The organism is Rhizobium sp. L43 (assembly GCF_002531725.1).
In the GTDB taxonomy this organism is placed as follows: Bacteria; Pseudomonadota; Alphaproteobacteria; order Rhizobiales; family Rhizobiaceae; genus Rhizobium.
This window is the reverse complement of sequence record NZ_NWSQ01000019.1, coordinates 116,224-142,000: the sequence shown is the minus strand read 5'-3', so window position 1 is coordinate 142,000 and position 25,777 is coordinate 116,224. Positions and strand designations below refer to the sequence as shown.

At 62.2% G+C, this 25,777-nt stretch carries 27 protein-coding genes; 12 read left to right on the top strand and 15 right to left on the bottom strand.

What is annotated here, in order from left to right:
• Positions 1-28 precede the first annotated feature (28 nt).
• On the top strand, positions 29-844 hold the full coding sequence (xdhC, locus tag CO667_RS24115) for a xanthine dehydrogenase accessory protein XdhC (protein ID WP_097620813.1): 816 nt from the start codon (positions 29-31) through the stop codon (positions 842-844).
• Here the strand turns inward: xdhC and CO667_RS24110 are convergent.
• Entirely contained in the window at positions 820-1,011 is a 192-nt protein-coding gene (locus CO667_RS24110) for a hypothetical protein (RefSeq protein WP_097620812.1), read from the bottom strand. The genes xdhC and CO667_RS24110 overlap by 25 nt on opposite strands.
• 101 nt (positions 1,012-1,112) lie before the next feature.
• Here CO667_RS24110 and CO667_RS24105 point away from each other — a divergent pair, with 101 nt between their 5' ends.
• A complete protein-coding gene (locus CO667_RS24105; protein WP_097620811.1) occupies positions 1,113-2,009 on the top strand; it encodes a LysR substrate-binding domain-containing protein in 897 nt (298 codons plus the stop codon).
• A 174-nt stretch (positions 2,010-2,183) separates the two neighbouring features.
• Here CO667_RS24105 and CO667_RS24100 read toward each other — a convergent pair whose 3' ends face one another.
• Positions 2,184-2,516, bottom strand: a complete 333-nt coding sequence (locus tag CO667_RS24100) for a hypothetical protein (RefSeq protein ID WP_003565666.1) — start codon at positions 2,514-2,516, stop codon at positions 2,184-2,186.
• A 163-nt stretch (positions 2,517-2,679) separates the two neighbouring features.
• Positions 2,680-3,366, bottom strand: a complete 687-nt coding sequence (locus CO667_RS24095) for a Type 1 glutamine amidotransferase-like domain-containing protein (RefSeq protein ID WP_097620810.1) — start codon at positions 3,364-3,366, stop codon at positions 2,680-2,682.
• Positions 3,367-3,492: 126 nt separating this feature from the next.
• Here CO667_RS24095 and CO667_RS24090 point away from each other — a divergent pair, with 126 nt between their 5' ends.
• The 3 genes from CO667_RS24090 (at position 3,493) to CO667_RS24080 (ending at position 7,297) form a co-directional block, all read left to right on the top strand.
• Entirely contained in the window at positions 3,493-4,731 is a 1,239-nt protein-coding gene (locus tag CO667_RS24090; protein ID WP_097620809.1) for a urate hydroxylase PuuD, read from the top strand.
• Entirely contained in the window at positions 4,728-6,035 is a 1,308-nt protein-coding gene (guaD, locus tag CO667_RS24085; protein ID WP_097620808.1) for a guanine deaminase, read from the top strand. Before CO667_RS24090 ends, guaD begins: the two co-directional genes overlap by 4 nt.
• A 119-nt stretch (positions 6,036-6,154) precedes the next feature.
• Positions 6,155-7,297 carry an alpha-hydroxy acid oxidase gene (locus CO667_RS24080; RefSeq protein WP_097620807.1) on the top strand — a complete coding sequence of 381 codons (1,143 nt, stop codon included), beginning with the start codon at positions 6,155-6,157 and terminating at the stop codon, positions 7,295-7,297.
• A 46-nt stretch (positions 7,298-7,343) separates the two neighbouring features.
• Here CO667_RS24080 and CO667_RS24075 read toward each other — a convergent pair whose 3' ends face one another.
• From CO667_RS24075 to CO667_RS24065, 3 genes are read right to left on the bottom strand one after another with little or no spacing between them, the layout of a single operon-like run.
• On the bottom strand, positions 7,344-7,784 hold the full coding sequence (locus CO667_RS24075; RefSeq protein WP_097620806.1) for a hypothetical protein: 441 nt from the start codon (positions 7,782-7,784) through the stop codon (positions 7,344-7,346).
• The gene (locus CO667_RS24070) at positions 7,781-9,109 is read right to left on the bottom strand and encodes a phosphatase PAP2/dual specificity phosphatase family protein (RefSeq protein WP_097620805.1); all 1,329 of its coding nucleotides are present in this window, start codon (positions 9,107-9,109) and stop codon (positions 7,781-7,783) included. Before CO667_RS24070 ends, CO667_RS24075 begins: the two co-directional genes overlap by 4 nt.
• Before the next feature lie 9 nt (positions 9,110-9,118).
• Positions 9,119-10,903 (bottom strand): bifunctional alpha/beta hydrolase/class I SAM-dependent methyltransferase, encoded by a 1,785-nt coding sequence (locus tag CO667_RS24065; protein ID WP_097620804.1) that lies wholly within the window; start codon positions 10,901-10,903, stop codon positions 9,119-9,121.
• A 200-nt stretch (positions 10,904-11,103) separates the two neighbouring features.
• On the opposite strand from CO667_RS24065, the gene CO667_RS24060 reads away from it, so the two are divergent.
• The 4 genes from CO667_RS24060 to CO667_RS24045 all read left to right on the top strand — a co-directional run bounded on the left by CO667_RS24060 (position 11,104) and on the right by CO667_RS24045 (position 15,421).
• Positions 11,104-11,715 carry a CDP-alcohol phosphatidyltransferase family protein gene (locus tag CO667_RS24060; RefSeq protein WP_097620803.1) on the top strand — a complete coding sequence of 204 codons (612 nt, stop codon included), beginning with the start codon at positions 11,104-11,106 and terminating at the stop codon, positions 11,713-11,715.
• A gap of 138 nt (positions 11,716-11,853) precedes the next feature.
• The gene (locus CO667_RS24055) at positions 11,854-13,005 is read left to right on the top strand and encodes a PspA/IM30 family protein (RefSeq protein ID WP_097620802.1); all 1,152 of its coding nucleotides are present in this window, start codon (positions 11,854-11,856) and stop codon (positions 13,003-13,005) included.
• A gap of 5 nt (positions 13,006-13,010) precedes the next feature.
• Positions 13,011-13,658, top strand: a complete 648-nt coding sequence (locus CO667_RS24050) for an OB-fold-containig protein (RefSeq protein WP_097620801.1) — start codon at positions 13,011-13,013, stop codon at positions 13,656-13,658.
• Positions 13,655-15,421: a flotillin domain-containing protein gene (locus tag CO667_RS24045; RefSeq protein ID WP_097620800.1), complete on the top strand. Its 1,767-nt coding sequence runs from the start codon at positions 13,655-13,657 to the stop codon at positions 15,419-15,421. The genes CO667_RS24050 and CO667_RS24045 overlap by 4 nt, the downstream gene beginning before the upstream one ends.
• Before the next feature lie 22 nt (positions 15,422-15,443).
• On the opposite strand, the gene CO667_RS24040 is transcribed toward CO667_RS24045, so the two are convergent.
• The 8 genes from CO667_RS24040 to CO667_RS24005 form a co-directional block, all read right to left on the bottom strand.
• Positions 15,444-16,184, bottom strand: coding sequence for a metallophosphoesterase family protein (locus CO667_RS24040; RefSeq protein ID WP_097620799.1), 741 nt, complete (start codon positions 16,182-16,184; stop codon positions 15,444-15,446).
• Positions 16,185-16,541, bottom strand: coding sequence for a hydroxyisourate hydrolase (gene uraH, locus CO667_RS24035; protein ID WP_097620798.1), 357 nt, complete (start codon positions 16,539-16,541; stop codon positions 16,185-16,187).
• Complete coding sequence (locus CO667_RS24030; protein WP_097620797.1) at positions 16,538-17,038, bottom strand: ureidoglycolate lyase; 501 nt, start codon at positions 17,036-17,038, stop codon at positions 16,538-16,540. Before CO667_RS24030 ends, uraH begins: the two co-directional genes overlap by 4 nt.
• A 5-nt stretch (positions 17,039-17,043) precedes the next feature.
• Complete coding sequence (locus tag CO667_RS24025; RefSeq protein ID WP_097620796.1) at positions 17,044-17,406, bottom strand: HepT-like ribonuclease domain-containing protein; 363 nt, start codon at positions 17,404-17,406, stop codon at positions 17,044-17,046.
• Positions 17,403-17,903, bottom strand: a complete 501-nt coding sequence (uraD, locus tag CO667_RS24020) for a 2-oxo-4-hydroxy-4-carboxy-5-ureidoimidazoline decarboxylase (RefSeq protein ID WP_097620795.1) — start codon at positions 17,901-17,903, stop codon at positions 17,403-17,405. The genes CO667_RS24025 and uraD overlap by 4 nt, the downstream gene beginning before the upstream one ends.
• Positions 17,903-18,826 (bottom strand): allantoinase PuuE, encoded by a 924-nt coding sequence (gene puuE / locus CO667_RS24015; protein ID WP_097620794.1) that lies wholly within the window; start codon positions 18,824-18,826, stop codon positions 17,903-17,905. Before puuE ends, uraD begins: the two co-directional genes overlap by 1 nt.
• Before the next feature lie 113 nt (positions 18,827-18,939).
• Positions 18,940-19,647: a DUF1045 domain-containing protein gene (locus CO667_RS24010; RefSeq protein ID WP_097620793.1), complete on the bottom strand. Its 708-nt coding sequence runs from the start codon at positions 19,645-19,647 to the stop codon at positions 18,940-18,942.
• A 114-nt stretch (positions 19,648-19,761) separates the two neighbouring features.
• A complete protein-coding gene (locus tag CO667_RS24005) occupies positions 19,762-20,940 on the bottom strand; it encodes an FAD-binding oxidoreductase (protein WP_097620792.1) in 1,179 nt (392 codons plus the stop codon).
• Here CO667_RS24005 and mnmD point away from each other — a divergent pair.
• The 3 genes from mnmD to CO667_RS23990 all read left to right on the top strand — a co-directional run bounded on the left by mnmD (position 20,939) and on the right by CO667_RS23990 (position 22,291).
• Positions 20,939-21,655, top strand: a complete 717-nt coding sequence (gene mnmD, locus CO667_RS24000; protein ID WP_097620791.1) for a tRNA (5-methylaminomethyl-2-thiouridine)(34)-methyltransferase MnmD — start codon at positions 20,939-20,941, stop codon at positions 21,653-21,655. The two genes, CO667_RS24005 and mnmD, sit on opposite strands and share 2 nt — an antisense overlap.
• Positions 21,656-21,737: 82 nt before the next feature.
• On the top strand, positions 21,738-21,986 hold the full coding sequence (locus tag CO667_RS23995) for a type II toxin-antitoxin system ParD family antitoxin (RefSeq protein ID WP_097620790.1): 249 nt from the start codon (positions 21,738-21,740) through the stop codon (positions 21,984-21,986).
• A complete protein-coding gene (locus tag CO667_RS23990; RefSeq protein WP_097620789.1) occupies positions 21,983-22,291 on the top strand; it encodes a type II toxin-antitoxin system RelE/ParE family toxin in 309 nt (102 codons plus the stop codon). The genes CO667_RS23995 and CO667_RS23990 overlap by 4 nt, the downstream gene beginning before the upstream one ends.
• On the opposite strand, the gene CO667_RS23985 is transcribed toward CO667_RS23990, so the two are convergent.
• Positions 22,285-25,668: a response regulator gene (locus tag CO667_RS23985; RefSeq protein ID WP_097620788.1), complete on the bottom strand. Its 3,384-nt coding sequence runs from the start codon at positions 25,666-25,668 to the stop codon at positions 22,285-22,287. The genes CO667_RS23990 and CO667_RS23985 overlap by 7 nt on opposite strands.
• Positions 25,669-25,777: the final 109 nt, after the last annotated feature.

Here is a 25,777-nt window from a genome sequence, read left to right as displayed (position 1 = left end):
CGGCGGCGAACCCATCGGCCCTCCAGCCATGACCGACCTCTCCAGCTTCATCGCCGCCCACCCGGACAGCATCCTCATCGACATCACCGGCACGCAAGGCTCCACCCCGCGTGAGGCCGGCACCTTCATGCTGGTATCGCCAACCGCCTTATGGGGCACGATCGGCGGCGGCCAGTTCGAGTTCATGGCGATCGGCAATGCGCGGGAGATGCTGGCGGGAACCGGCGGAATGGCGGAGATGGATATCCCACTCGGCCCCGACATCGGCCAGTGCTGCGGCGGGCGCACGCAATTGCGGTTTCGCCGGATGACACAGGCGGTCGCCGAAGAAATCGAAGCCAGGCGAACCAGTGAGATCGAGTGTCTGCCGCAGGTCTATCTCTTCGGCGCCGGTCATGTCGGCCGGGCGCTGGCCGCGGCCTTGGCGCCGCTGCCGCTGTCGGTGACGGTCGTCGAGACGCGGCAGGAAGAACTCGCCAATCTGCCGGATGAAACCAAGACGCGGCTCGTGCCGATGCCGGAAGCACTGGTGAAGGATATTGCGGCCGGCGGCGCGGTGATCATCCTGACACACGACCATGCGCTGGACTTCCTCATTGCCCGCGAGGCGCTGGAGCGGACCGACCTCGCCTATACCGGCATGATCGGCTCGGCGACCAAACGCGCCACTTTCGCAAGCTGGCTTTCCCGCGAGGGTAGCGGAGAGCGCGGCTGGTTGGAGCGGCTGACGCTGCCGATCGGCGGCTCTGAAGTCAGGGACAAGCGCCCTGAGGTGATCGCCGCCATGACTGCCGCCGAGATCCTGACGGCGCTCGCTGCCTACCGCATGCGCTCGTCCTCGTAATAGGGATCGCGCCCGTCGAGGAAACCGAGATCGCGCTTGACGCGATCCGGCACCGTGTCGAGATCGAGGCTGGGCATGCGCCAGCTCCGCGCCAGCCGGCCGCCGATGCGCCGGAAAATTCCGATGGTCGGCTGCGGCGGGCTCTGTTCGACAACATAGCAATCCATGACATCACCTCGATGGTTTGATGGTATGAGTTGCAGTTTGACGGTAAAAATGCTGCAATTCCAATCGAACGACCGTCTGCCTGCATCAAGAGAACTTATCCATGAAACTCTCCAAACAATTCCCGCTGAATGCGCTGCGCGTCTTCGAGGCCGCTGCACGGCTCGGAAGTTTCACCAAGGCGGGCGATGAACTCGGCATGACGCAGACGGCCGTCAGCTACCAGATCAAGCTGCTGGAGGAGAATGTCGGCGAGCCGCTCTTCCTGCGCCGTCCCCGCCAGATCGCGCTGACGGAGACCGGCGAGCGGCTGGCGCCGAAGGTGACCGAAGCCTTTGCCATGCTGCACGACGCGATGGCGACGGCGCGCGACAGCGTCGAAGGCACGCTCGCCATCAGTTCGACCCATACCTTCGCCTCGAAATGGCTGGCGCCGCGCCTCGGCTCTTTCCACTTGAAGCATCCGGCGATCGCGGTGCGCTTTCAGGCGAGCTCCGACATCATCGATTTTACCCGCGAGCAGATCGATGTCGGCATCCGCTGGGGCGACGGCAACTGGCCGGGGCTGGTGCTGCACCGGCTGATGGGCCTGGAGTTCACCCCGATGCTGAGCCCGAAGCTGGCGGAATCCGCAGGCGGCATCAAGGAGCCGCGCGATCTCCTGAACTTCGATCTCTTCGACGCCGGCGACATCTGGTGGAAACAATGGTTCGAGGCAGCCGGCGTCACCGAGACGGATCTCGATCGCCGCCCGCGCAACCAGCTCGGCTCTCAGGCTGTGGAAGCCGATGCGGCCATCGCCGGCCATGGCGTCGCCATCCTCCATCCAGCCTTCTATGCGGCCGAGATCGCCCTTGGCCGGCTCTATCAGCCCTTCGAACTGACGCGCAGCGACGGCAAGGCCTACTGGCTCGTCTATCCGGAAAATCGCCGCAACGTGCCGAAGATCAAGGCCTTCCGCAACTGGATCCTCGACGAGATGAAGATCGCTGGAAACTAGAGCAATTCCTGGAAAGGGGTGAAGCGGTTTTGCCAGGCAAAGCGTGAAACGCTTTTGCCGGGAATTGCGCGGAAAACAAAGAGAGAGCATTTTCGTGATTCGAAGAAAGACGGAAATGCTTCCCGTCATGACCGGACCCGGCTCAAGAGCCGGGTCCGATGCTGTGGCCGAACTTCAATATCCCATTTCCGGCGCATAGAAACAGCGCGGCGTATCTTCGTTTGGGAACAGGCAGAGATGATAGTCGTTGTCGCCGGATTGCATCGCCTTCGTCATCGGCAGCAGGAAGACGTGAGCATGCGTGACCAGCCGGTGGTCGCCCGGCAGCAAGGTTACACGATATCCGCCCGGCGTCACCGCCACGCTTTTCGAAGGGATCATTTGGCAATCGCCATTATGACTGTCGCCGTTGCAACAATAGGGGTCATAACTCCACCCCGAGGGTGCGTCGTGAGCCGTCGCCAGCGACGCATACGCAATCATCACACACGTCAGAATGCTGCGCATGGGCATCTTCTCCGTTGATGAATGCGCCGCCGATGATCTAACGTTTCTTATTTATTCCGGCGGCCTCAAACATAACTGTAATCGAGTCGTCGTCGTTTCAAGGTCCGCTATATTAGCAGGCCGAGTATAAGGCGGGGATAATGCACAGTCTTCTCGGCAGCTTTTAGGCACGGCGCAGCAGATCGGCGATCCGGCCGCGATCGGCAGCTTCGGCAAAACCGGCGGAAATCATCAGCGGAGCGCCAAAGATTTCGACGAGCCCGTTGCCGAGGATGAGACCCTCGCCGTCCCGGCACGCGAGAATGGAATTTGCCGTCGTCTCGCTGTAGCGCAGCAGCGCGGTGAGATAGCCGGGATCGTCGTTCAGATGCGGAAAGAACTCGAAGGGCACCAGATCGAGAGCCGCGCCATCCCGAACCGCATCGGGCGAACCGCCGGAAAAGAGCGCGTCTGCGGCGATCGTCGGCGTCATCAAGATCGCCCCGGCACTGGTTCCGACGAGAATACCGTCATTGCGCGCCCATGTGCGCAGCTTCTCCAGCATGCCGCTTCGGCGCAGCCGTCTCAGAAAATCGCCGGTGTGGCCGCCGGTGAGATGAATGGCGTTACAGGAAAGCAGCCGGCCGATCTCCTCGTCACCGGAAAGCGCGTCGAGATCGAAGAAGAGATCGAGGGAAAGCCCGTAGCGGAGATAATACTGCTGTTTCTCGTTGAAAAACTCCCGCTGCGGCTCCGGGCCAGAAGCGATATAGCCGATGCGGTTCCCGCGCGACAGAATGAGCGCGGCAAGCCGCCGGTCCATCGGCGCGTTTTCGGCGATGAGCTGATCGCTATAGAGCGCGGTAATCATTCCATTGCTCCTTCGGCCTCGCCACCGTTGCGGAAATCATTGCGCATGTGCAGTCTTTCAATCTCCTCTTCCCTCCCCGCCAAAATTTCCGCAATGTCACGAGTCGGAGGAAGATAGGGGAACTCGATGTATGAATATGCCATAGCATGGGAATGGCTCGCCTTCGCGGCGCGCTGGTTCCATGTCGTCACCGCGATCGCCTGGATCGGATCGTCCTTCTATTTCATCGCGCTCGATCTCGGACTGGTCAAACGCCCGCATCTGCCGCCCGGCGCCTATGGCGAGGAATGGCAGGTCCATGGCGGCGGCTTCTATCATATCCAGAAATATCTGGTGGCGCCCGCGCAAATGCCGGAGCACCTGACCTGGTTCAAATACGAGAGCTATTTCACCTGGATCTCAGGCTTTCTGATGCTCTGCATCGTCTATTACGGCGGCGCCGACCTCTTCCTCATCGACCGGCATGTGCTCGATATCAGCCCGCCGGTGGCGATCCTCATCTCGCTGGCATCGCTCGTTTTCGGCTGGATCGTCTACGATCTGCTCTGCAAATCCCCGCTTGGGCGCAACACCTGGGGGCTGATGGCGGTGCTCTATGTCGTGCTCGTCTTCATGGCCTGGGGTTATACGCAGCTTTTCACCGGCCGCGCCGCCTTCCTGCATCTCGGCGCCTTCACCGCGACGATCATGTCGGCCAACGTCTTCATGATCATCATCCCGAACCAGAAGATCGTCGTTGCCGATCTCATCGCCGGGCGGGTTCCCGATCCCAAATACGGGCAGGTCGCCAAGCAGCGTTCGCTGCACAACAACTACCTGACGCTGCCCGTCATTTTCTTCATGCTGTCGAACCATTATCCGCTGGCCTTCGGCACGACCTTCAACTGGGTGATCGCCGCCCTGGTCTTCCTGATGGGCGTCACCATCCGCCACTGGTTCAACACCACGCATGCCAGAAAAGGACGGCCGACCTGGACCTGGATCGTCACCGTCATCCTCTTCATCCTGATCATGTGGCTGTCGACCGTGCCGAAACTGCTGACCGGCGAAACGGATGCGGCAGCGGTCGCCCCCGCCTTCCAGCAATTCGCCGGCGATCCGCATTTCCCTGCCGTCAAACAGCTGGTCTCGACGCGCTGTTCCATGTGCCATGCGGCCGAGCCCGTCTATGAAGGCATCGTGCGGGCGCCGAAGGGCGTTATGCTTGAGAACGACGCGGAAATTGCCACCCATGCCCGCGAAATCTATATACAGGCGGGCCGCAGCCATGCCATGCCGCCCGGCAACATCACCGATATCACGCCGGATGAGCGCAAGCTGCTCGTCGCCTGGTTCGAGAGCGCAGTCGAAGGCAAGAAACAATGACGACGACACTCCTGCGCGGCCGCCTGCTGTCCTTCCACCGCGCGCCGCTGAGCCTGACCGACAGCCAGAGCTATCTCTACGAGGAGGATGGCGGCCTGCTGATCGAGAATGGGCTGATCGCGGCCGCAGGCGCTTATACCGAAGTCAAGGCAAAGGCAGCCGCTGATGTGGCCGAGATCGACCATCGCCCGCATCTGATCATGCCCGGCTTCATCGACATGCACCTGCATTTTCCGCAGATGCAGGTGATCGCCTCCTATGCCGCCAACCTGCTCGAATGGCTGAATACCTATACCTTTCCGGAGGAATGCCGTTTCGTCGAAAGCGCCCATGCTGAAAGGATCGCCACGCATTTTTACGACGAACTGATCCGCCACGGCACGACGACGGCGGTCGCCTATTGCTCCGTGCACAAGACCTCGGCCGATGCCTTCTTCGCCGAAGCGATGAAGCGCAACATGCGCATGGTCGGCGGCAAGGTGATGATGGACCGCAACGCCCCGCAGGGCCTGCTCGACACGCCGGAGATGGGTTACGACGAGACCCGCCAGGTGATCGCGGACTGGCACGGCAAGGGCCGCAACCACGTCGCCATCACCCCGCGCTTCGCCATCACCTCGACGCCGGCGCAGATGGAAGCGACGGCAGCCCTTGCCCGCGAATTTCCCGACCTGCACATTCAGACGCATCTTTCGGAAAACCACGACGAGATCAAATTCACCTGCGAGCTCTATCCCGACGCGATCGACTATACCGACATCTACGCCCGCTACGGTCTGCTCGGGCCGAAAAGCCTCTTCGGCCACGCCATCCACCTGTCCGAGCGTGAAGCCGATGTCATGAGCGAGACGGGCTCCGTCGCCGTCCACTGCCCGACCTCGAACCTCTTCCTCGGCTCCGGCCTGTTTCCATTGAAGGCGCTGGCGCGGCGTCAAAAGCCGGTCTGCATCGGTGTCGCCACAGATATCGGCGGCGGCTCCAGCTATTCGATGCTCAGAACCATGGACGAGGCCTACAAGATCCAGCAATTGCTGGGCGAACGGCTGAACCCGCTGGAAAGCTATTACCTGATGACCCGCGGCAATGCCGAGGCGCTGTCGCTGGCCGACCGGATCGGCACGCTGGAACCCGGCACCGAAGCCGACCTCGTCGTTCTCGATGCGGCCGCGACCCCGGCCATGGCGCTGAAGATGGAAGTGGTGAAGACACTGCCCGAGGAACTCTTCCTGTTGCAGACGATGGGCGACGACCGGGCGATCGCCGAGACCTACGTGGCCGGTATTGCCTTGAAAGCAGGGCTTTGACGATATCGGCGACCCCAAAGAGGGACTGTGAAAGCTGTCTGACGCGGCTAGTTTCCCATAACGCCCTTCCGATTTCCATGTTACGCCGATAGACGCGTTCAGATGTGAAGGTTCCATTCATGGCCACTCCGCTCACCATCGCCGACCTGAAGATGCTCGCACGGCGCCGCGTTCCGAAGATGTTTTTCGACTATGCGGATTCCGGCTCCTGGACGGAGTCGACCTATGCGGCGAACGAAAGCGATTTCAGCCGGATCAAGCTGCGCCAGCGCGTGCTGGTCGACATGAGCAACCGCACGCTGGAAACGACGATGATCGGCCAGACAGTGTCGATGCCGGTGGCGCTCGCGCCGACCGGCATGACCGGTATGCAGCATGCCGACGGCGAGATGCTGGCGGCGCGCGCCGCGGAAGAATTCGGCGTTCCCTTCACGCTGTCGACGATGAGCATCTGCTCGATCGAGGACGTCGCCTCGGTGACGACGCGGCCGTTCTGGTTCCAGCTCTACGTGATGAGGGACAAGGATTTCGTCCTCGACCTCATCCGTCGCGCCAAGGCCGCGAAATGCTCGGCGCTGGTGCTGACGGCCGACCTGCAGATCCTCGGCCAGCGCCACAAGGACCTGCGCAACGGCCTCTCGGCGCCGCCGAAATTAACCGCGAAACATATCTGGCAGATGGCGATGCGGCCGTTCTGGTGCCTCGACATGCTGCAGACGAAGCGCCGATACTACGGCAACATCGTCGGCCATGCGAAAAATGTCACCAATGTCGCCTCCGTCTCCACCTTCGCGCACGAGCAATTCGACCCGCGGCTCTCCTGGTCTGACGTGGCCTGGATCAAGGAGCAATGGGGCGGCCCGCTGATCATCAAGGGCATACTCGATCCGGAAGATGCCAAGGCCGCCGTCGATACCGGCGCCGATGCAATCATCGTCTCCAATCATGGCGGCCGCCAGCTTGATGGCGCCCCCTCCTCGATCAGCATGCTGCCGAAGATCGTCGATGCCGTCGGCGACAACATCGAGGTCCATCTCGACGGCGGCATCCGCTCCGGCCAGGACGTGCTGAAGGCCGTAGCGCTCGGCGCCAAGGGCACCTATATCGGCCGTCCCTTCCTCTACGGCCTCGGCGCCATGGGCAAGCAAGGCGTGTCGCTGGCGCTCGGCATCATCCGCAAGGAGATGGACATCACCATGGCGCTCTGCGGCAAGCGCGACATCAACGATGTGAATTCTTCGATCATCGACGGGCGGCAATAACCTGCCAGACACGCACCGGCGAGCCCTTACATCGACCGCATGCGATTCAGCATAGCGGCAGGCCGTCGCTCGCATTCAACAGAAGGATCGCGAAAATCACCAGGCAGATGGCGAGGGCAAAACGCTGCCGCCAGACGATGCGGCGCGACCCGGCAATCCGCCTCTCCAGGCCGGGCGGCGTCCCGGCAGGCTTGCGAAGCTGCATCCGGGACAACAGGTCGTCGACGGCGGCAAGGCCGGCGGTCTCTGTCTCGTGGCTCGACGCGAGGCGAAACAGCAGCGCATCGAAGAGGAGATGGACCGCCAGCGCGAGGACCAGCACGCAGAAAACCAGCATCACGAGCCAACCCAGCAATGGCGCGAAGCCGCGATATCCCCCGGCGATCGGGCTGGCAATCAGTGGCAGCAGCGCTGCCAGGCCGCAGCAGATCGAATTGCGGCCGAGATTTCGCGCAGCCGACGAGGCCGTGGCATTCCACTGCGTCATTGCAAGCCCTCCGTCACGGCATGGATACTTTCCGCGGGCAGATGAACACGCCGCCCTGCCCGTTCGATCCGCCGCACGGCTTCGGCTGGATCTTCGCAACGTCTGGTGATGAGCAGCCAACGCATGATGACGCAGGCGCTCCGCTGGAAACCGAGCGCACAGCAGACGAGGACCGGTCCCTGCTGGCGCGCGGTCTCGATGAGGTTCGCCGCGGCAAGCGTCTGGATCTTGTCGAGGGCTGTCAGATCAAGGGTGGGAAAGCTGCACCAGCGCGCGCGCGTCCCGCCCGGGCGCTGAAGTTCGCCGGCCATATCGATCACCGTGGCAAAACGGTCGGCCTCGTGGCGACGCGGAAAACGACCGAGATGGACGCCGTCGGCGATCACCACCGATGCCGGCATTCTCCAGGTCCAGAACCGAATGTTGATGAGGGCGCCGAGCCGGTAGGGCGCGAGCAGCCAGCGGCTGGCAAGCGTGGCCCGGCCATCGACGCGTTTCTGGAATATTTGCGGGCCGGCGCCGAAATATCCGAGCGCGACGATCGCCAGCGCAACAGCCGGCCAGAGCAACAGAAGCGCTGCTGGCGAGAGAGGCGTACAGAGCGCTGCAAGGCCGAGAAATGCGACGGCGCCGCACAGATAATAGAAGCCGAGACGGCGCGACTTTGGATCGTCGCTCATCGTAAAATTCGCCAGCGGCGAACCGGCATCGCGCGGGAAAAGCCAGGCGGCGAACAGACCGAGCAGCATGCCTGTGGGTATGTCGATGACCTGATGCTGCCACGTGGTCAGCACGGAGGCAGCGATCAGGAAACACCACAAGTGCCAGACAAGCCGTGCCTTGCGCGGCAACCGGCCGCGCAGATGATCCCAGATCACCACCAGCAGCGCGATATGCAGCGACGGCGCCTGGTTGAACGGCTTATCGAAGCCGCCGAGAACGGCGAACATGAAACCGGGCAGGCCGCTCGTTGCCGGCCGCACGAAGGTCGCCTCGAGCGGAAACGCGACAAAGCAGGCGACGGCAACGATCTGGATCGTCAGATACCGTCTCGCCAGCCGATCCACATCGCGCGGCGTCGTGTTGATGAACAGGCAGAGTGCATAGAACAGATTGATCGACCAATATGGAATGATCGTCCATCCGAGGAACGGAATGGCGCTTTCCCATGCGAAGGCGACGTTCGGCACATGGGCGTGTAGCGATGCCAGCCAATTGGCGCCGCCATAGCTCAGATAGAAGAACGGCGCCAGGAAGGCCAGCCAGAGCGCCGCCCGCTTCGGGACCGGCGCAATCTGTGAAAAAGTTGAACGTGCCTTCTCCACGCTTTGCCCTCAGACTCTCTCGGCCAGCGAGACGGTGAAAATGCCCCACTGGTCGATCCGCTGCTCGATCTTTCGGAAACCGGCTGCGGCGACCAGCTGGTCCATTTCCTCTTGCGTCCGCCGCCGCATCACCCACGCCTCGCCGCCGCGGTGCGAGGTCAGGGCGCGGGCGATCATCTCCAATTGTGGATGCCATGGCTGGTTGGTGTAGACGAGCAGACCACCCGGCCGCATCGCCCGGGCGATCCCGTCGAGCGAAGCGGCGATCATCGCATTGTCGGAAAACAGCTCGTAAAGGCCGGAGACGATCGCGAGATCCGGAGCCGGCGTGATTGCAGCCAGCCCCTCGCCGTCAAAGGCATCCTGCTGGCGGAAGCTGACGAAATCACCCAGCCCACGCGCGGCGATGCTGTTGCGGCCGGCGTCGACGTTGATGGCGGAATAGTCCTGCAGCCGCGCACTATCGGGACGGACGGCAGCCGTCTCGATCGCATCAAGGACATAACGGCCGTGCCCGGCCGCGATGTCGAGCATGTGGGTACTGCGCCCAGTGGCTTTCAGGCGCTGCAGCGCGCGGTCGATCAGCTCCTGCAGGTGCAGCTTGCGCTGCCGGATGCCGCGCCAGCCGATCGCCTCGAGGAACACCTTGTCGATCAAGCGCCCGCCGGGACCGAGCCCGCGCGGCTTGTTCTCGTAGACGTAATCGAGCGTCGAGCCGGAATCAAAACCGGTCTTGACCCCGGTCCTTATGCCTTCGGACACCAGGGCGCCGATCTTGATGTTGAGGCGGCTGAGCGCCCAGTAAATGCCGCGTGGCGATGTCGCGCCCAGCGGGCTCGCGAGCCGGTCGGCCTCGTCCTTGGTATGGCCCTGGACATGGGCCGTGCGAAGATCGGCAGGCGCTCGAGGCTCGGCGAAACGCGCTTCGATAAAACGGCGGATTTCGGCCAGCGCAATCGCGCGGTCCTTTTCACCGAGCGTGTCGTGGTAGAAGCCGGCAAGCACATGCCGTTCCTTGATGCGGCTGCCGAGGTTTTCGTAAAACCGGTGCTGCGGCGCATGTCGCACCACCCAGTCGCTGCCGGAGATCAGCAGCTGGGTCGGCACGGTGATCGCGCGGGCGTCGGCCACGACCCGGGCTGCCGCCTCATAGAGCTGCACGAGAATGTTGGAGGCAATCGGCCTGGATATCAATGGGTCGGATTCGTACGAGGCGATGCGCTCGGGGTCATGCGTCAAGAACTTCGCCTTGACATAGGAATTGACGAAGAATGTCCCCTTGAGTTTTTCCCAGAGCGCAATGCCTTCCCTAGCAAAAGGCACGTAGAGCTTGACGCTGAAGGCCGGTGAGGCCAGCACCAGCGCGCGGATCGGCGGCGCATAATCGTGCACCCAAGTGGTGGCCAGCACTGCGCCGACGCTCTGCGCGATGACGGCGATGTTTTCGACAGCAACACCGCTTGTCTCGCTGACATGGCGGACGAAGCAATCGAGATCATGCGCCGAGGCCGCAAAGGATGGCGAATAGCCGCGCTCTCCCGGCGAACGCCCGTGGCCGCGTGCGTCCCAGGCGTAGAAGGCAAACTCATCGAGGCCGAGCTCGGTGGCGAGATGGGCGACACGGCCGCTATGCTCGTGGCCGCGATGGAGAAGAATGATGGCGCCCTTCGCGGCAGCGCCCGTCGCAGGCCACGTCCGATAAAACAGTCGGGTGCCGTCATGCGATGCGAATTCGGATTCATGCATTGGTCTGGCCGTCGAGGACGGTTGCACACTATCGGCAGTTTGCAGCACGGTCTTCTCCAATTCTGGTGGGTGGATGGGTTGCAACCATTGGCAGAACAGTGATTTGCTTTCATTGCAAAAGTCTAGTCGCAAATGTAAGCCCTATGCGAGAACCGACAGGAAGTATGGGCTTCCCCACAAGTAAGACGAACTGCACCACCGAAGCCGGGATAGATTTTTCCGATGCCACGAAATTCCACTGAGGTAGCATGTCTGTTTATCAATTGAAGTCCCGATTTCAGAACATTCTTCGCCCTCTGGTCCGCTTCCTCGCGGCACGAGGCGTCACCGCCAATCAGGTGACTTCACTTGCTGCCGCCGTCTCGGTTGCACTTGGCCTTTTTCTGAGCCTCGCCCCGTTTCCGCATTGGTTCCTGCTGGTGCCTGTTTGGTTTCTCCTGCGCATGGGCCTCAATGCCATCGACGGCATGCTCGCGCGCGAACATGGGCAGAAGAGCATTTTGGGCGCGTATCTGAACGAGATGGGTGATGTCGTGTCGGATGTCGCCCTGTATGTGCCGTTTGCCTTCATCGATCCGAACGGTTGGATGCCGGCGATATCAGTCATATTCCTCTCGGCGCTGACGGAATTTACCGGCATTCTCGGTCAAACGGTCGGCGCGAGCCGGCGTTACGACGGGCCGCTGGGGAAGAGCGACCGTGCCGTGCTTTTCGGCGCGCTCGGCATCTTTGTCGCGGTCGGCGGCACGTTTGCAGCATGGACTTGGGGGTTTTGGGCGCTGGTGGCTCTGCTTCTCATATGGACGATCATCAATCGTATCCGCGCCGGTATTCGCGAGGCGCAGACGGCCGCCCGATAGGCAGCGGAGCCGATCCGCCGCCGGCTCCTCCATCGGCGAATGTGATCCGCAACTGTGCCGCTTCTTTCCTTCTAACGACATGTTAAACACAGGTTGTATTTTTAACGCAGCATCTTGAAAGCACCAAAGCGGTGCTTTATGTTTCATCTTATGGCAAACACAGGCAAGACACCGCATCCATCGCTGCTGCGCTACACGCTGGCGCCTGATGATCATGCCCGGCAGGCGCTGGACGATACGGTTGCTGCCTATCGCAGGATGATCGGCATTCTGAGCGAACGCATCGACGACAAGGCGGGCGCCAATCTCGTCGTGCTGCATGAGCTTGCCTATGAAACCGTCCGCGAGCAGACGGGCCTGCCGGCGCGGCTGGTGACACTCGGCCTTCGCGATTTCGCCGCCAATCGCGGCGCAATCGCCGATCCGCCGCTTCTGCCGCTTGATGACAAGCTCTTCGCCATCAAGGGCCCCTCGGATCTGACGATCGCCACGGTGCATGGACGCGTTGCCGTCCCCTTCGATGTCGCGGGTTATTCCAGGGGATGGGAGAGTATTTTTCCGGCCTACCTTGTGGCCGGCCAGGATCGCTACGAGATTCATATCGGCGTCACGCCGAATTCCGCTCGGATGGAGGAAAACATGACGAACGAAGGCATTCTTTCACGCATGGGTCGTCTCATCGCCGGCATCGCCAATGCGGCGGTCGACAAGGCGGAAGGCGTCAACAAGATCGCCGTCATCGAACAGGCGATCCGCGAAATCGATGCGGCGGCGGACGAGGCCCGCACCGATCTCGGCAAGGCGCGCGCCGAGGAATATCGCATCCAGAGCCGTAGGGACGAAATCGTCGAGGACATGAACGCGCTCGACGCGAAGATCCGCCTCGCCGTCTCGTCCGGGCGCGATGACCTGGCAAAGGCCGGCGTCGCCCGCCAGATCGATCTCGAATCCCAGATCGCAGCTCTGGATAAGGCCCTGGCCGATGCCAGGGAACAGCTGGACGAAGGCCAGAAAGCGCTACAAGCGGTGCTGGCCACGCGCCGTGAGGCGGATGCTCGCCTTGCCGACTTCAAGCGCAGCATCGCCAGACATCCCGAAGACGCCGCAGCTGGTCACAGCCGGCCGGCGCCGGGCGCTGATGCTGCCAGGGCTGCGGCGGCCGTGTCGCGGCTGACCGGTGTTCCATCAGGTGAACATGCCCATAATTCGGAGCTGGACGAGCTCGACCGATTGCACCGCGAACAGGCGATCGAGGCACGCCTCGCGCGCTTCAAAGCGGACAACCGGTAACGCCGATGGGACTATTCTTCGCCCCCGAATGTGCTCCCTTCGCTATCGCCGCCGCCGTGCTCGCCGGCCTGACCGCGATCGAGATGCTCGCGACCGTCATGGGGTTTTCGATCACGGAACTTTTGGGAAAACCGGATTTCCATGGCCATGACGGCATTGCAGGCTATCTGTCCTGGCTCAATCTCGGCGGGGTTCCGCTGCTCATTCTGCTGATGCTGGCGCTTGGCTTCTTCGCCATTGCGGGCTTTGCCATACAGGCCGTCGCCGGCGCCTTCTGGGCGCCGCTGCCCGCCTTCATTGCCGCCGTTCCCGCCATAGTGGTCACCTTCCCTCTGGTCAGGGCATCGAGCCGGACCGTGGCACGGATCGTGCCGCGCGACGAAACCTATGTGGTCGATCTCGATGGTTTCCTCGGCCGAACCGCCGAAGTGTCGATCGGCCCGCTCGATCAGGGACTGCCGGGACGCGTCCGCGTCAAGGATCAGCATGGAAACTGGCATGTGCTGAGAGCGAGAGCCGCCAAGGGTCAGGAACCTCTCAAGATCGGCATTGAGGTTCTTCTCGTCGATCGCACGGCAGATGTATTTATCGCCATTCCCGCACTGGTCGACCCGACCGATGCGGACAATCAATCTTTGAGGGACCAGCAATGATCTACGACGTTATTCTACCAGCCGGCATTGGGATTGTTCTGATCTTCGGCATCGGTTTTGTCCTCGCCTCTCTTTACACACGCTCCAGCCGCGATGAGGCCTATGTGCGCACCGGCCTCGGTGGCCAGAAGGTCGTGCTCGACGGCGGGTCGGTCGTCCTGCCGATCTTCCACTCGATCGCCAGGGTCAATTTGAAGACGCTGCGGCTCGAGGTTCGCCGCGGTGAAGGTGATGCGCTGATCACCAAGGACCGGATGCGCGTCGATATCGGCGCCGAGTTCTATGTGCGCGTCAAACCCGATGCCTCCTCGATTGCGCTTGCCGCCCAGACGCTCGGCAACCGGACCAATGATGCCGAGGCGCTTCGCATCCTGATCGAAGCGAAATTCGTCGACGGCCTTCGCTCGGTGGCCGCAACGATGAACCTCGACGCGCTGCAGGAACAGCGCATGGATTTCGTCAAGGCCGTACAGGAGGCCGTCGGCGCCGATCTTCAGTCGAACGGTCTCGAGCTCGAATCCGTCTCGCTGACGCGCCTCGATCAGACCGATATCAAGCATTTCAACGCCAACAACTTCTTCGATGCGCAGGGTCTTGCCGCATTGACCCGCATCACCGAGGGCCGCAAGAAGGAGCGCAACGAGATCGTTCGCGATACCGAAGTCGCCATTGCCCAGAAGGATCTCGAGGCCCGCCAGCAATCGCTGACCATCGAGCGGACGAAGCGGGAAGCCGAGCTCAGCCAGGAACGCGACATCGCCAACAAATCCGCGGCGACACGCGCCGAAACCGCGCAGCAGGAACAGGCCGCAAAACGCGCCGAGGAGGAAGCCCGCATCGCTTCCGAGCAGGCGATCGCCGAACGCGAGGCAGCCGCCAAGCAGGCCCGCGAAAGCGCCAATATCGATTCTGCCCGCGCCGTGCAGCAGCGTGACACCGAAGCCAAGCGGGACCTGCAGATCGTCGCCCAGGAAAGCGCCATCGCCGTTGCCAATAAGAGCCGTGAAGAATCCGAAGCGAAGGCGGCTGCGGAAGCGGCCCGCGCGCTGGCGATCGCGGCAGAGGAAAAGGTCGGCACCGCCAAGGCGATCGAGATCGCCGAACGCGAAAGGCAGATTGCCGTGATCGACGCGCGCAAGAAAGCCGAGACCGAAGCAACCGCCGTCACCGTCGGCGCCGAGGCCGAAAAACAGGCAGCAAGCGACCAGGCCGAGGCCATCAAGACGCTCGCGACCGCCGAGGCGGATGCGGCGATCATCAAGGCCAAGGGTATTCTCGAAACCGGCAAGGCCGCCGCCGAGAGCGAGGCATTGCTCAACGACGCCCGCAACAAATTGAGCGCTGCCATCATCGAGTTCGAGATCACCCGCGAGCGGATCCGTATCATTCCCGAGGCGCTCGCCGAGGCGGTCAAGCCGATCGAGAAGATTTCCGACATCAGGATCTTCGATACCGGCGGCATGCTCGGCCGCGGAAACGGCGCGACCGGAGGAAACGGCATCGGCCTCGGCGAAGGACTGGCCGGCCAGCTCCTCTCCTATCAGGCCAACAAACCGATCCTCGACAAATTGTTGAAGGAGGCCGGCTTCGAGGGCGACGACGCCATCTCGTCTCTCCTTGGAAATCTCGACGGCGCAAAACCTGCAAGGCCGGTTGCGGCTCCGGCAAAGCCGGCAATACCCGCTGCACCTCCGGTAAAACCGGCAACACCGCCCGCAGGCCCGGCCACGACGGTCCCCCCTCCGGCACCGAAGAAGGATTGATCGCAGCGTGGGCGGGCCTGGGCTATCTCACCCAACCCGCCGCCAGCGCGCTCGCCCAGTCGGCACGGCCCTTTTCGGCGGCCAGTGCCGACATCGCCATGTGATCATAGGCGACGGTTCGGAACTGCCATATCCATCCGGCCGCTGTCTTTTCCAGAATGGCATAGCTCGCCAGTGGATGACCAACTTCGACCTTGTGGTAATAGGGCAGCTCATCGTCATAGGCCGCGCAGCCGACACTGCCGGGGTTGACGATCAGGCGGCCGTCGGAAAGGCGGACCGCGCGGGGGATATGGCTGTGGCCGCAGAGGATCAGCGGCAGGTCGATGCCTTCCGCCAGCGCCTCGATCGCTTCGATCGGCTTCAGAAAGACGAAGCCCTCCGGCGAGACCGATTCCAGCCAGTAGAGATTGTCGTCCTTCGGCGTCGCGTGGCAGAGATAGGCCTCGCCGCGATAGACGGCATCGAACGGCAGGCTGCGCAGCCAGTCGAGGTGGGATGGCGTCAGTTGCCGATAGGCCGCGGCATCCGAGGCATGCATGGCGACCGGATCCTGCTCGATCAGATAGCGGTCATGATTGCCGCAAACCGAGATCAGGCCAAGCGGCATGAGGATATCGGCTGTCCGGCCGGCCTCCAGCGGCCCGCTGAAGAAATCGCCGAGATTGACGATCTCCTCGATGCCCTCAGCGCGGATATCGGCAAGCACCGCTTGGAGCGCCAGATGGTTGCCGTGGATGTCGGCGATTGCTGCAAACCTCATTCAGCTTCCTCGATAAGTGGAATAACCGTAAGGCGAAATCAGCAGCGGCACATGGTAATGCGCCGTGACGTCGGCGATGCCGAAGCGGATCGGCACGAGATCGAGGAAGGCCGGATGCGGCAGCGGCGTACCATTTCCGCGCAGATAATCGCCGACGTGGAAAACGAGTTCGTAGATTCCCACGTGGAAATTTTCACCGACGAGAATCGGACCGCCGTCGACCCGGCCATCGGCATTGGTCTCGACCGTCTTCAGATGTCTGCGGATATCCCCGTCGAGCTGGAAAAGATCGATCCTCAGGCCTGCGGCCGGCTTGCCGAGAGCGGTATCGAGAACATGCGTGGTCAATCCGGTCATGGGGTTGGCTCGTTGATGACGAAGGAGGTTTCGAAGAAGAATTCCTCCAGATTATTATCAGGCCCGTCGCGGTCGACGACCAGAAAATCCGAGGGTTCGCCGAGCGCCATCAGCGGATGATGCCAGACGTTGCGGCGGTAGTTTACGCCCTGATCCCCGCGCGCCAGAAACACCTCAGGCCGGGCAGGACGCCCGTTCTCGTCCTCGGAGACGACGACGAGGAAAGGGCGGCCCGAAACCGGCGAGAAACTCTGGCTGCCGAAGGGATGGCGCTCCATCATGTCGACCGCATAGGGAAAGCTGCGCGGCTGACCGCGGAAGAGATTGATGATGACGCGCGCGCCCTCGCCCGTCGCTTCGGCTACGGCCAAGGCATGGAAACGCTCCGTCGTGCCGCCATTGATCAGCCGCATCGAGGCCGGATCGGCCTCGATCACCTCGCCGAAGGAAGCGAAGCTGGATCTGGTGAGCGGGCGAATGTCGAGAAATTCGGGCAATGGTTTCACTCGCCTTGAGCATGCCAGTTACGGACGGCATCGATCCCGGAAAGAAGCTCCGGCAGCGTGCGATATGTCGCCTCCCACATGTCCGAAGGATTGAGATCGAAGACGTCTTCGAGGATACGGTTGCCCGTGCCGCAGATTTTTGTCCAGGGCAGATCGGGATGCTCGCTGGCAAATTCCGGGTGGGTCACCAGCAGGCGGGACGCCGCGGCGCCTATGGTGAAATGACAAAAGGCAACCGCTTTGAAGGTGAGCTTGTCTCCGGCGAAGGCCGCCCCATCCATTCCGCCGACGAAAGACAGCGCCTCGGATGCCGCCTCATACATCTCGTTGAGATAGTCGATTGCGCGCCGCTCTTTCATTCGGCCTCCGGCAGCATCGATGTCAGTCGCAGCAGCGCGATCTTTTCGACCTGCGCCGTCGCGGTCGCAAATTCTTCGTCGCGGCCATTGCCGATTCGTGTTTCGAAGGCCGACAGGATATCGCCCTTGCCGAGCCCCTTGACCGCAATGATGAAGGGAAAGCCGAATTTTTCGACATAGGCCGAATTGAGTTCGGTGAAGCGGGCGTGCTCGGCTGGGCTCAGCCGGTCGAGACCGGCGCCGGACTGCTCCTTGCGGCTGTCTTCGGTGAGTTCGCCTGATATTGCCAAGCGCCCGGCAAGATCGGGGTGAGCGTTGAGCACACCGAGACTTTCCTCGCGGCTTGCCGCGCGGAAGGCGGACGTAAGGGCCGCATGTACGCCTGATGCCGTCAGCGGCTCGGTCACGCTGCCGGCGTCATAAGCACGCTCGGCGATAAAAGGCGAATGTTCGAAGACGCCGCCGAAGCGGGAGACAAAATCCTCGCGCGACAGCATCAGAGCGCGTCCGGCTGATGGTGCTTGTGCCAATGCTCGGCGATCTCGATGCGGCGCGGGATCCAGACCTTGTCGTGCTTCAGCACATATTCGATGAAGCGTTTCAGCGCCGCCGCCCGACCCGGGCGCCCGACGAGGCGGCAATGCAGGCCGACCGACATCATCTTCGGGCTGCCCGCTTTGCCTTCCTCATAGAGCGTGTCGAAGGCATCCTTCAGATAGGTGAAGAACTGGTCGCCGGCGTTGAAACCCTGCGGCGTTGCAAACCGCATGTCGTTGGTTTCGAGTGTATAGGGGATGATCAGGAAAGGTTTCCCGTCGACGCCCTTGACCCAGAAAGGCAGGTCATCGGCATAGGAATCGGAGGAGTAGAGGAAACCGCCCTCCTCCTGCACCAGCCGCAGCGTATTGTCGGAAGGCTTGCCCTGATACATGCCGTAGGGCCGCTCGCCGGTGAGTTCGGTGTGCAGGCGCACGGCTTCGAGGATATGCTTGCGCTCCAGATCTTCCGGAAAATCCTTATATTCCAGCCAGCGGTAGCCATGGCTGGCGATCTCCCAGCCGGCCTCCTTCATCGCCGCGACGGCTTCCGGGTTGCGGGCCATTGCCAGCGTCACGCCGTAGACGGTCGCCTGCACCTTGAGATCGGTGAACATCCGCCAGAGCCGCCAGAAACCGGCGCGCGAACCGTATTCATAGATCGATTCCATGTTGAGATTGCGCTGTCCCGGCCAGGCGGCCGCACCGACGATCTCCGACAGCAGGTTTTCGGAAGCCGGGTCGCCGTCGAGGATCGAGCTTTCGCCCCCCTCTTCGTAATTGATGACGAACTGCACGGCGATGCGTGCCTCGTCCGGCCATTTCGGATCGGGCGTCTGACGCCCGTAGCCGACCAGATTGCGCGGATAAGTCTCGGATACCATCAAATCACCTTCTGAAAAGACGAGGAACGGTATCATCCGCAGCCGGAATGTCGAGACGGAAACTGCGCAACGCAATTTTCCCGTTATGGAACAAATCCTTAGCGCACGGGACTTCAGGCGATCTTGCGCGCGCTGACCTTGCCCATCGGATGCAGCGAATGAACGCGGAAGGGGCCGCCGGTGCCCTCCTCGATCATCAGCGCCACGTTCGAAACCATGATCGGCTCTCTCAGCACAGGCTCGAAGATCGTCCGCAGCGCCGGCTCGATGCGCGGCATGTCGATCGCGTTGATCGGGCCCGTCACAGGCATGTGGAAGCGGAACTCCTCCATCACGTAAGGATTGCCCCAGCGATGCAGATTGGCGAACTGCGCTGCCGACAACCCGTCCGGATCGCTACGCTCGATCTCGGCTTCGCTGAGCGGCGCGCGGAAACGATCGAATTCCTGCACCATCGCCGAGGCCAGATACTGGATCTGCTCACAAGGGATATTCGGCAGCAGGCTGTAGAAATTGCCGAGCCTGGCGACTTCGAGACGCGGCATCCGGAAGGGAAGGACAGTTCCGGAGAAACGCATAAGATCGCGCAGGAGTTGAGATTCCGACATGTCGGAGGAAAGGTGGAACGGCGCTTTCAAAACACCGTGAAAACCATAGCGCCGCGGCACGGCCGTGTGGAAGGCGATCTCATGGATGCCGAGGCCGCGAATGGCCGGAGGCTCCGTCGCATCGCCAGAAAACACGTTTCGGCCAAGCCAATTGGCGGCCACGAGCGATAGCGGGTCGCTTGCCGGAGGCGTGAAGCAAATGGCATAGCGCATGCGATTTCCTCCATCAAGGAAAGGAGCGCCGATGACTTCAGGCGCTGTCAATGCGCAAGCAGATAGGTGATTTGCATGACAGAATAACGAAGCAGAACGGCGAAGAATTCACGTTTAACGTGAAGCCGCTGCGATGTGACTTGAAATCGCGAAGCTCTCCGGCAGCAAAAATCCGCAATCCGCATCGCCTGCGATACAGATTGCCGCTTCCGCCAGCCGATGCGCAAGGCCGAAGCTGACCTTGAAGCCGCCGGTCAGCGCGATCAGGCGCGGGTGATCGGGGTGGCGGCCGATCATCGGATCCCGGTCGATCGCCTTCGGGCGAAGCCCCGCCCAGCGCTCGACGACGGGGGCGTCGCGAAGGCTTGGCACGATCGCCCGCGCCGCCTCGATCAGCGCGTCGAGCTGGGCATCGGTCGAAAAAGGATTGTCGAAACCGTTCTCGCTGGTGCTGCCGATCGCCGCATGCCCGCCCTCATGCGCGACGACATAGAGCCCGTCGAGGAAGATCGTCGGCAGCGCCGGGTCGATATCCGCCTTCAACAACGCCGCCTGCCCTTTCACCGGCTGGCCGAGCGGCTGCTTCAAGCCGGGCGTCAGCCCCTGCAGCAGAGGAAAGGACTGATGGCCGGCGGCCAGGATGCAGCGACCGAAAGCAACGGTTTCGCCGCCGATCTCGGCCGTGCCGCGATCCGGATCGAGATCGGTGACGACAGCATTTTCCCGGATGCGCACATGTTTTGCCCCACGCAGGAAGGCGATCAGTGCTGATATCAGCGAGCGGGGGGCGACGCGGGCGGCAAGCGTGTCATGCACGAAGCCGCTCTCGCCGGCGGGCGCCGCGACCCAGCCATCTACATCAGGTCTGTCGAGCACATGCCAGTGGAAGCGGCGCTCGCCTGCCCGCCAGTGGCGTTCGGCATCTTCGGAATGGCCAAGCGCGATGCGGTTGAGATGCGGCTTCGGCAGCGGGATCAGCCGCCCAGACCTGTTGTAACCGGCCGAAAGCCCGGTCTCGGCTTCGAGCGCTGCGATCTCGGCTTCGAGTGAAACCAGCGCGTCGAACTGGAACTGCTTCTTCTCCGACCACCGGTCCGGCATATGCGGCATCAGCGCGCCAAGCAGGCCGCCGCTCGCACCTTCGCCCAATCTGCCGGCGTCAGCGATAAGGGTACGGATGCCCCGGCGCTCGGCATGGACGGCTGCCCAGAGACCCATGATGCCGCCGCCGACGATCAGCAGTTCTGAGGACGATTGACCTGAGACCGGCTGAGGATTATCGGCTTTTTCCATGACAGACGTGAACCCCGATCAGATTGGCGCGGGCGCGCCGCAGCCGCTCGAATGGCGCGACGGCGATATGCCCTATTCCACCGCCTTTGGCGATCATTTTTATTGCCAGACCGATGGCCGGCTGGAATGCGGCCACGTCTTCCTCGCCGGCAACGGCCTGCCGGAGCGCTGGAGCGGGCGGCAGGAATTCACGATCGGCGAACTCGGCTTCGGCACCGGCCTGAACTTCGCCGAGACCTGGCGGCAATGGAAGCTGCACCGTGCCGGCGGCCAGCACCTGCATTTCATCTCCTTCGAACTCCACCCGATGCGCGGCGAAGAAATCGGCCGGGCGCTGTCGCACTGGCCTGAAATCGACGCCGAACGCGAGGCGCTGACGGCGGCCTGGCCGCAGATGCCTGCCGATACCGTCACACTCGACCTGGATACCCAGACGCGGCTCAGCGTCGTCTGCGGCCGTGCCCTTGACGGCGTCGCCGCAGCAAAGCCCGGCTTCGACGCCTGGTATCTCGATGGCTTCGCGCCCTCGCGCAATGGCGACATGTGGTCGGAAGAATTAATGCGTGAGGTCAACGAAAAGACTGCCGCCGGCGGCACCTTCGCAACTTACGCCGCGGCCGGCTTTGTGCGCCGCAATCTCATCGCTGCGGGTTTTATCGTCGAGCGCCGGCAAGGCTTTGCCGGCAAGCGTGAAATGCTCTGCGGCGTCAAATAACCTCAGGTAAATACGACTTACCAAGCGGTTTGTGTTGCTAACAGTTATCACTTCGTGCGATAGTCACGCGAGAGGAAGCAATATGGCCAGCAGCGCGAATCTCGGACAGCAACTCGAAAGCTATGTGAACGAACTCGTGAAATCGGGGCGTTACAATTCGCGCAGCGAAGTTCTGCGGGAAGGTGTCCGGCTTGTCGAGGAGCGGGAAAAACGGTTGATGGCACTCGATCTGGCGATCGGCCGAGGGATCGCGGACGCGGAAGCCGGTCGCCTCAAGCCCGTCGGCGAGGTCGCCGGCCGCCTTGCGGCCAAATATGACCGCCGTTCGTGACTGTCCTCATCACCGCCCAGGCGGAGGCGGATCTCGAGCGCATTGGCGACTACATCGCTGAGGACAATCCGCGGCGGGCCGTAAGCTTCATTCATGAATTGCTGGAACGATGTGGACGTCTGGCGGAAACACCGAACGGTTTTTCGTTGGTTCCGCGCTACGAACACACTGGCGTTCGCCGCCGTCCTTACGGCAACTACCTGATCTTTTATCGCGTCGGCGAGAATCGCATCGAGATCCTGCATATTCTCAACGGCGCTCAGGATTTCGAGAGCATCCTGTTTCCCGAAGGTTCAGATCAATAACTGGTGCGCCCCGGCTGCAGCTCGTCCTTGCCGAGCCATTGTCGGATCTTTTCTTCCAGCAGTTCCGGGCTGATCGGCTTCGACATGTAGTCGTCCATGCCGGCGTCGAGGCAGAGTTCGCGGTCGCTTTCGAGCGCATGGGCGGTAACGCCGATAATCGGCACCCGGTGGCCCCGGCCCTGTTCCCGTTCGCGGATCGTCTGGGTCGCCTGATGGCCGTTCATGACGGGCATGGAGACATCCATCATGATGATGCGCGGCGTGTGCCGCTCCCAGGCGGCGACCGCCTCCGCGCCATTCTCGACGACGAGGAAGGAAAGACCCGTTCCCTGCAGGATCTGCGTGAAGACGATCTGGTTGACCTCGTTGTCCTCGGCGACGAGCACGTCGACAAATTCGGCGGCCCGCTTTTGCGGTACGGGCGCAGGCGGCTTCGCCGGAACCGCCGCTTCCGTCTGCAGTCGGGCGATCTCGGCGTCCGAGGCCTGCTTGACGCGGCTGGCGCGCACCACCTCGACGACGGTGTTGCGCAGCACGTTGGCGCGCGCCGGCTTCATCAGATGCGCGTGACCGTTCAGTGCGGCGAATTCCTTTTCCGTGCCGGAGATATCCATCGATGTCAGAAAGATGATCGGCAGTTCGACGAAGCGGCGATCGGCGCGCAGCCGGCGCGCGACATCGGCGCCGTTCATATCGGGCATGTGATAATCGAGCACGACGGCATCGACGGTAATGCCGAGATCGGCCGCCGCCTCCAGGATCGCAAGACCGGTGCCGCCGCCCTCGGCGGCCACGCCGTCGAAGCCCCAGAGCGACAGCTGCTCGGTGAGAATGCGCCGGTTCACGTCATTGTCGTCGACGACGAGGATGCGGGCACCCTGCACATTGATCGGCAGCGGCCTCGGCTCGATACGGGCGGCCGCCACCGCAAACGGCAGGTTGACGGTGAAAACCGAGCCCTTGCCCCATTCGCTCTCGACGTTGAGATAGCCGCCGAAAAGGTCGACGAGCCCGGCGGTGATCGCAAGCCCGAGGCCCGTTCCCTCATGCCGCCTTGTCGAGGAGGCATCGACCTGCGAGAACTTGTCGAAGACCGTTTCGAGCTTTTCACTCGGGATGCCGATACCGGTATCCTCGATGCGAATATTCGCCATGATCTCGCCGCCGGCGGCAGGCTCGAAGCCGACATCGACGAAGACATGGCCGCGCTCGGTGAACTTGACGGCATTGCCGACGAGATTGGTGACGACCTGGCGGAAACGCCCGGCATCGCCGATCACCGCGGCGGGCAGATCCGGTGCGGCTCGCACCAGGAGTTCGATATTCTTCTCGGCCGCATGCGAGGACAGAAGCGTCGCCACGTCCTCCACCGCTTCGGTGATGTCGAAGGCGGCCTTGCGCAGTTTCATCTGTCCGGCATCGATCTTGGAAAAGTCGAGGATGTCGTTGATGATGGTCAGCAGCGCATTGCCCGATTTGACGATGATGTCGACGAAGGTCTTCTGCCGCGTATCGAGATTGGTTTTGGCAAGCAGCTCCGCCATGCCGAGCACACCGTTCATCGGCGTACGGATCTCGTGGCTCATATTGGCGAGGAATTCGGATTTGGCGCGGTCGGCGGCTTCGGCGCGCGACAAGAGATGGCGCAACTCCTCCTCGCGGCGCTTGAGCTCGGTGACGTCGGTGAAGAGCGCCACCCAATGCTGCCCCTTGCTGATCGTCGCATCCATGTTCACCCAGCGCTCGCCGCCGACATGGAAGACGGTGGAGATCGGCAGCCTGGCGGCGATATTGTCGCGCCAGCCCTGCAGGATTTCGGCCGCGGCATCGTGGAAATCGCCGCGCACCGCGCAAAATTCGAACATGCCGAGCCAGCCCTGCCCGGCTTCGATATAGGCGGGCGGAATCTGCAGGATATCGGCCATCGCCCCGTTGGACATCTTGATGATGCCGTCCTGGACGATGGCAAGACCTTGCGACATCGCATGCGTCGCATCGCGCATCATCTCGCCGACCCGCTCCAGCGCGGCGCGGGTCTCGTGAATTTCCTTTTCCCGCTCGCGCACCGCCGAGATGTCGGCATAGGTGAGCAGGATACGGTCGTTGGAGATGCGGCGGCTGTCGAAGATGACGGATTTGCCCCCCGCCCAGCCGAGCTCGATCGGCTCGGGCACTTCGGCCTCGAACAGATGCTTGCGGAAGGCGTAGATCTCCTCCGGCGTCTGCGTGCCGTCGTAGCGTCCGAGCTCTAAATTGCGGCGGATGACGTCGATGAAGGGGCGGCCGTCGAAGCGGTCGTCGAGCGGCAGCTCCCAGATGCTGTAGAATTCGTCGTTGACATAGAGAATCTGGTGGTCGTTATCGAGGATCAGCACGCCGATCGGCAGCGAACGCAGAATGCTCTCGATATCCCGATGCAGTATTTCTTCCTGCCTGCGCGACTCAATCAGCGCCGTCTCGCGCTCCTTGAGCGGCGAGATGTCGGAAAAGGAGCCGACGACATAGGTTCGCCCATCCGCCGTCATGACGCGGTTGACGCGCGAGATGACCGGATAGATGTGGCCGCTCTTGCTCGGCATCTCGCTCTCGAGCTCCACCGAAATGCCGTCCCTGAGCGCCAGCAGGTTTTCCTGGTAGATCGCCTCGCCACCTTCAGGCCCGAACATTTCATGTTCGGTCATTCCCAGATACTCGGAGCGGGAATGGCCGCTGAAGGTCTCATAATATTTGTTGGCATAGACCAGGCGGTGCTCGTCGTCGCGCACGAAGACTGCAACCGGCAGGTCCTCCAGGACGGTGCGGAGAACGTCCAGTTCGTCGACGCTCTCACCCCAGGCCGAATCGCCGGCGGGCGCAGGTCTTCCACCGTCGCGATAGGCGGCATTGACGATCAGCGGGCGACCGTCATCGGCAAAAATCCCGATCGGATGATCGAGCTTTTCCAGCGCCTCGCGCACACGGGCGAAATCCGTCACAATCCCGGGATCGCCGGCAATCCCCCTGGCGTCGACCGCCCGGCGCGGCTGCTCGCGCACTTCGAAGATGCCGAGCACATAGGCCCGATCCGGCGACGGCGAAAAGCTTTCGATCTGGATGCGCTCATGGCCGAGGCCTGCAGCATCGAAGCAGATGGCGTTTTCCTCGGTGCCGAACACCAGCGCGCGGCGTTCCCTATCCTCGCGCTCCTCTTCCTCGGGACGGTCGAAGAGTTCGCGGCTGCGCCTGCCGATGAAATCGGAAATCTCGCGGCCCAGGAAGTCGGCATAGGCCTCGTTAACGGCGACGTAGCGCAACTCGCTGTTCTTGACATAGGCCGGGGTGTCCAGATCGGCGATCCGGCGGCAAGCCAATTCGAGAATGTCCCCGGCCGATCTCAAGAAATTGTCGCTCCCGCAATGAATGAAATATCAACTACAAAGACTATAAGGCCAAGGCTTTTAACAAGGTTTTAACCATAAATTTCGATAGCGGAATTTTACGAGCCGG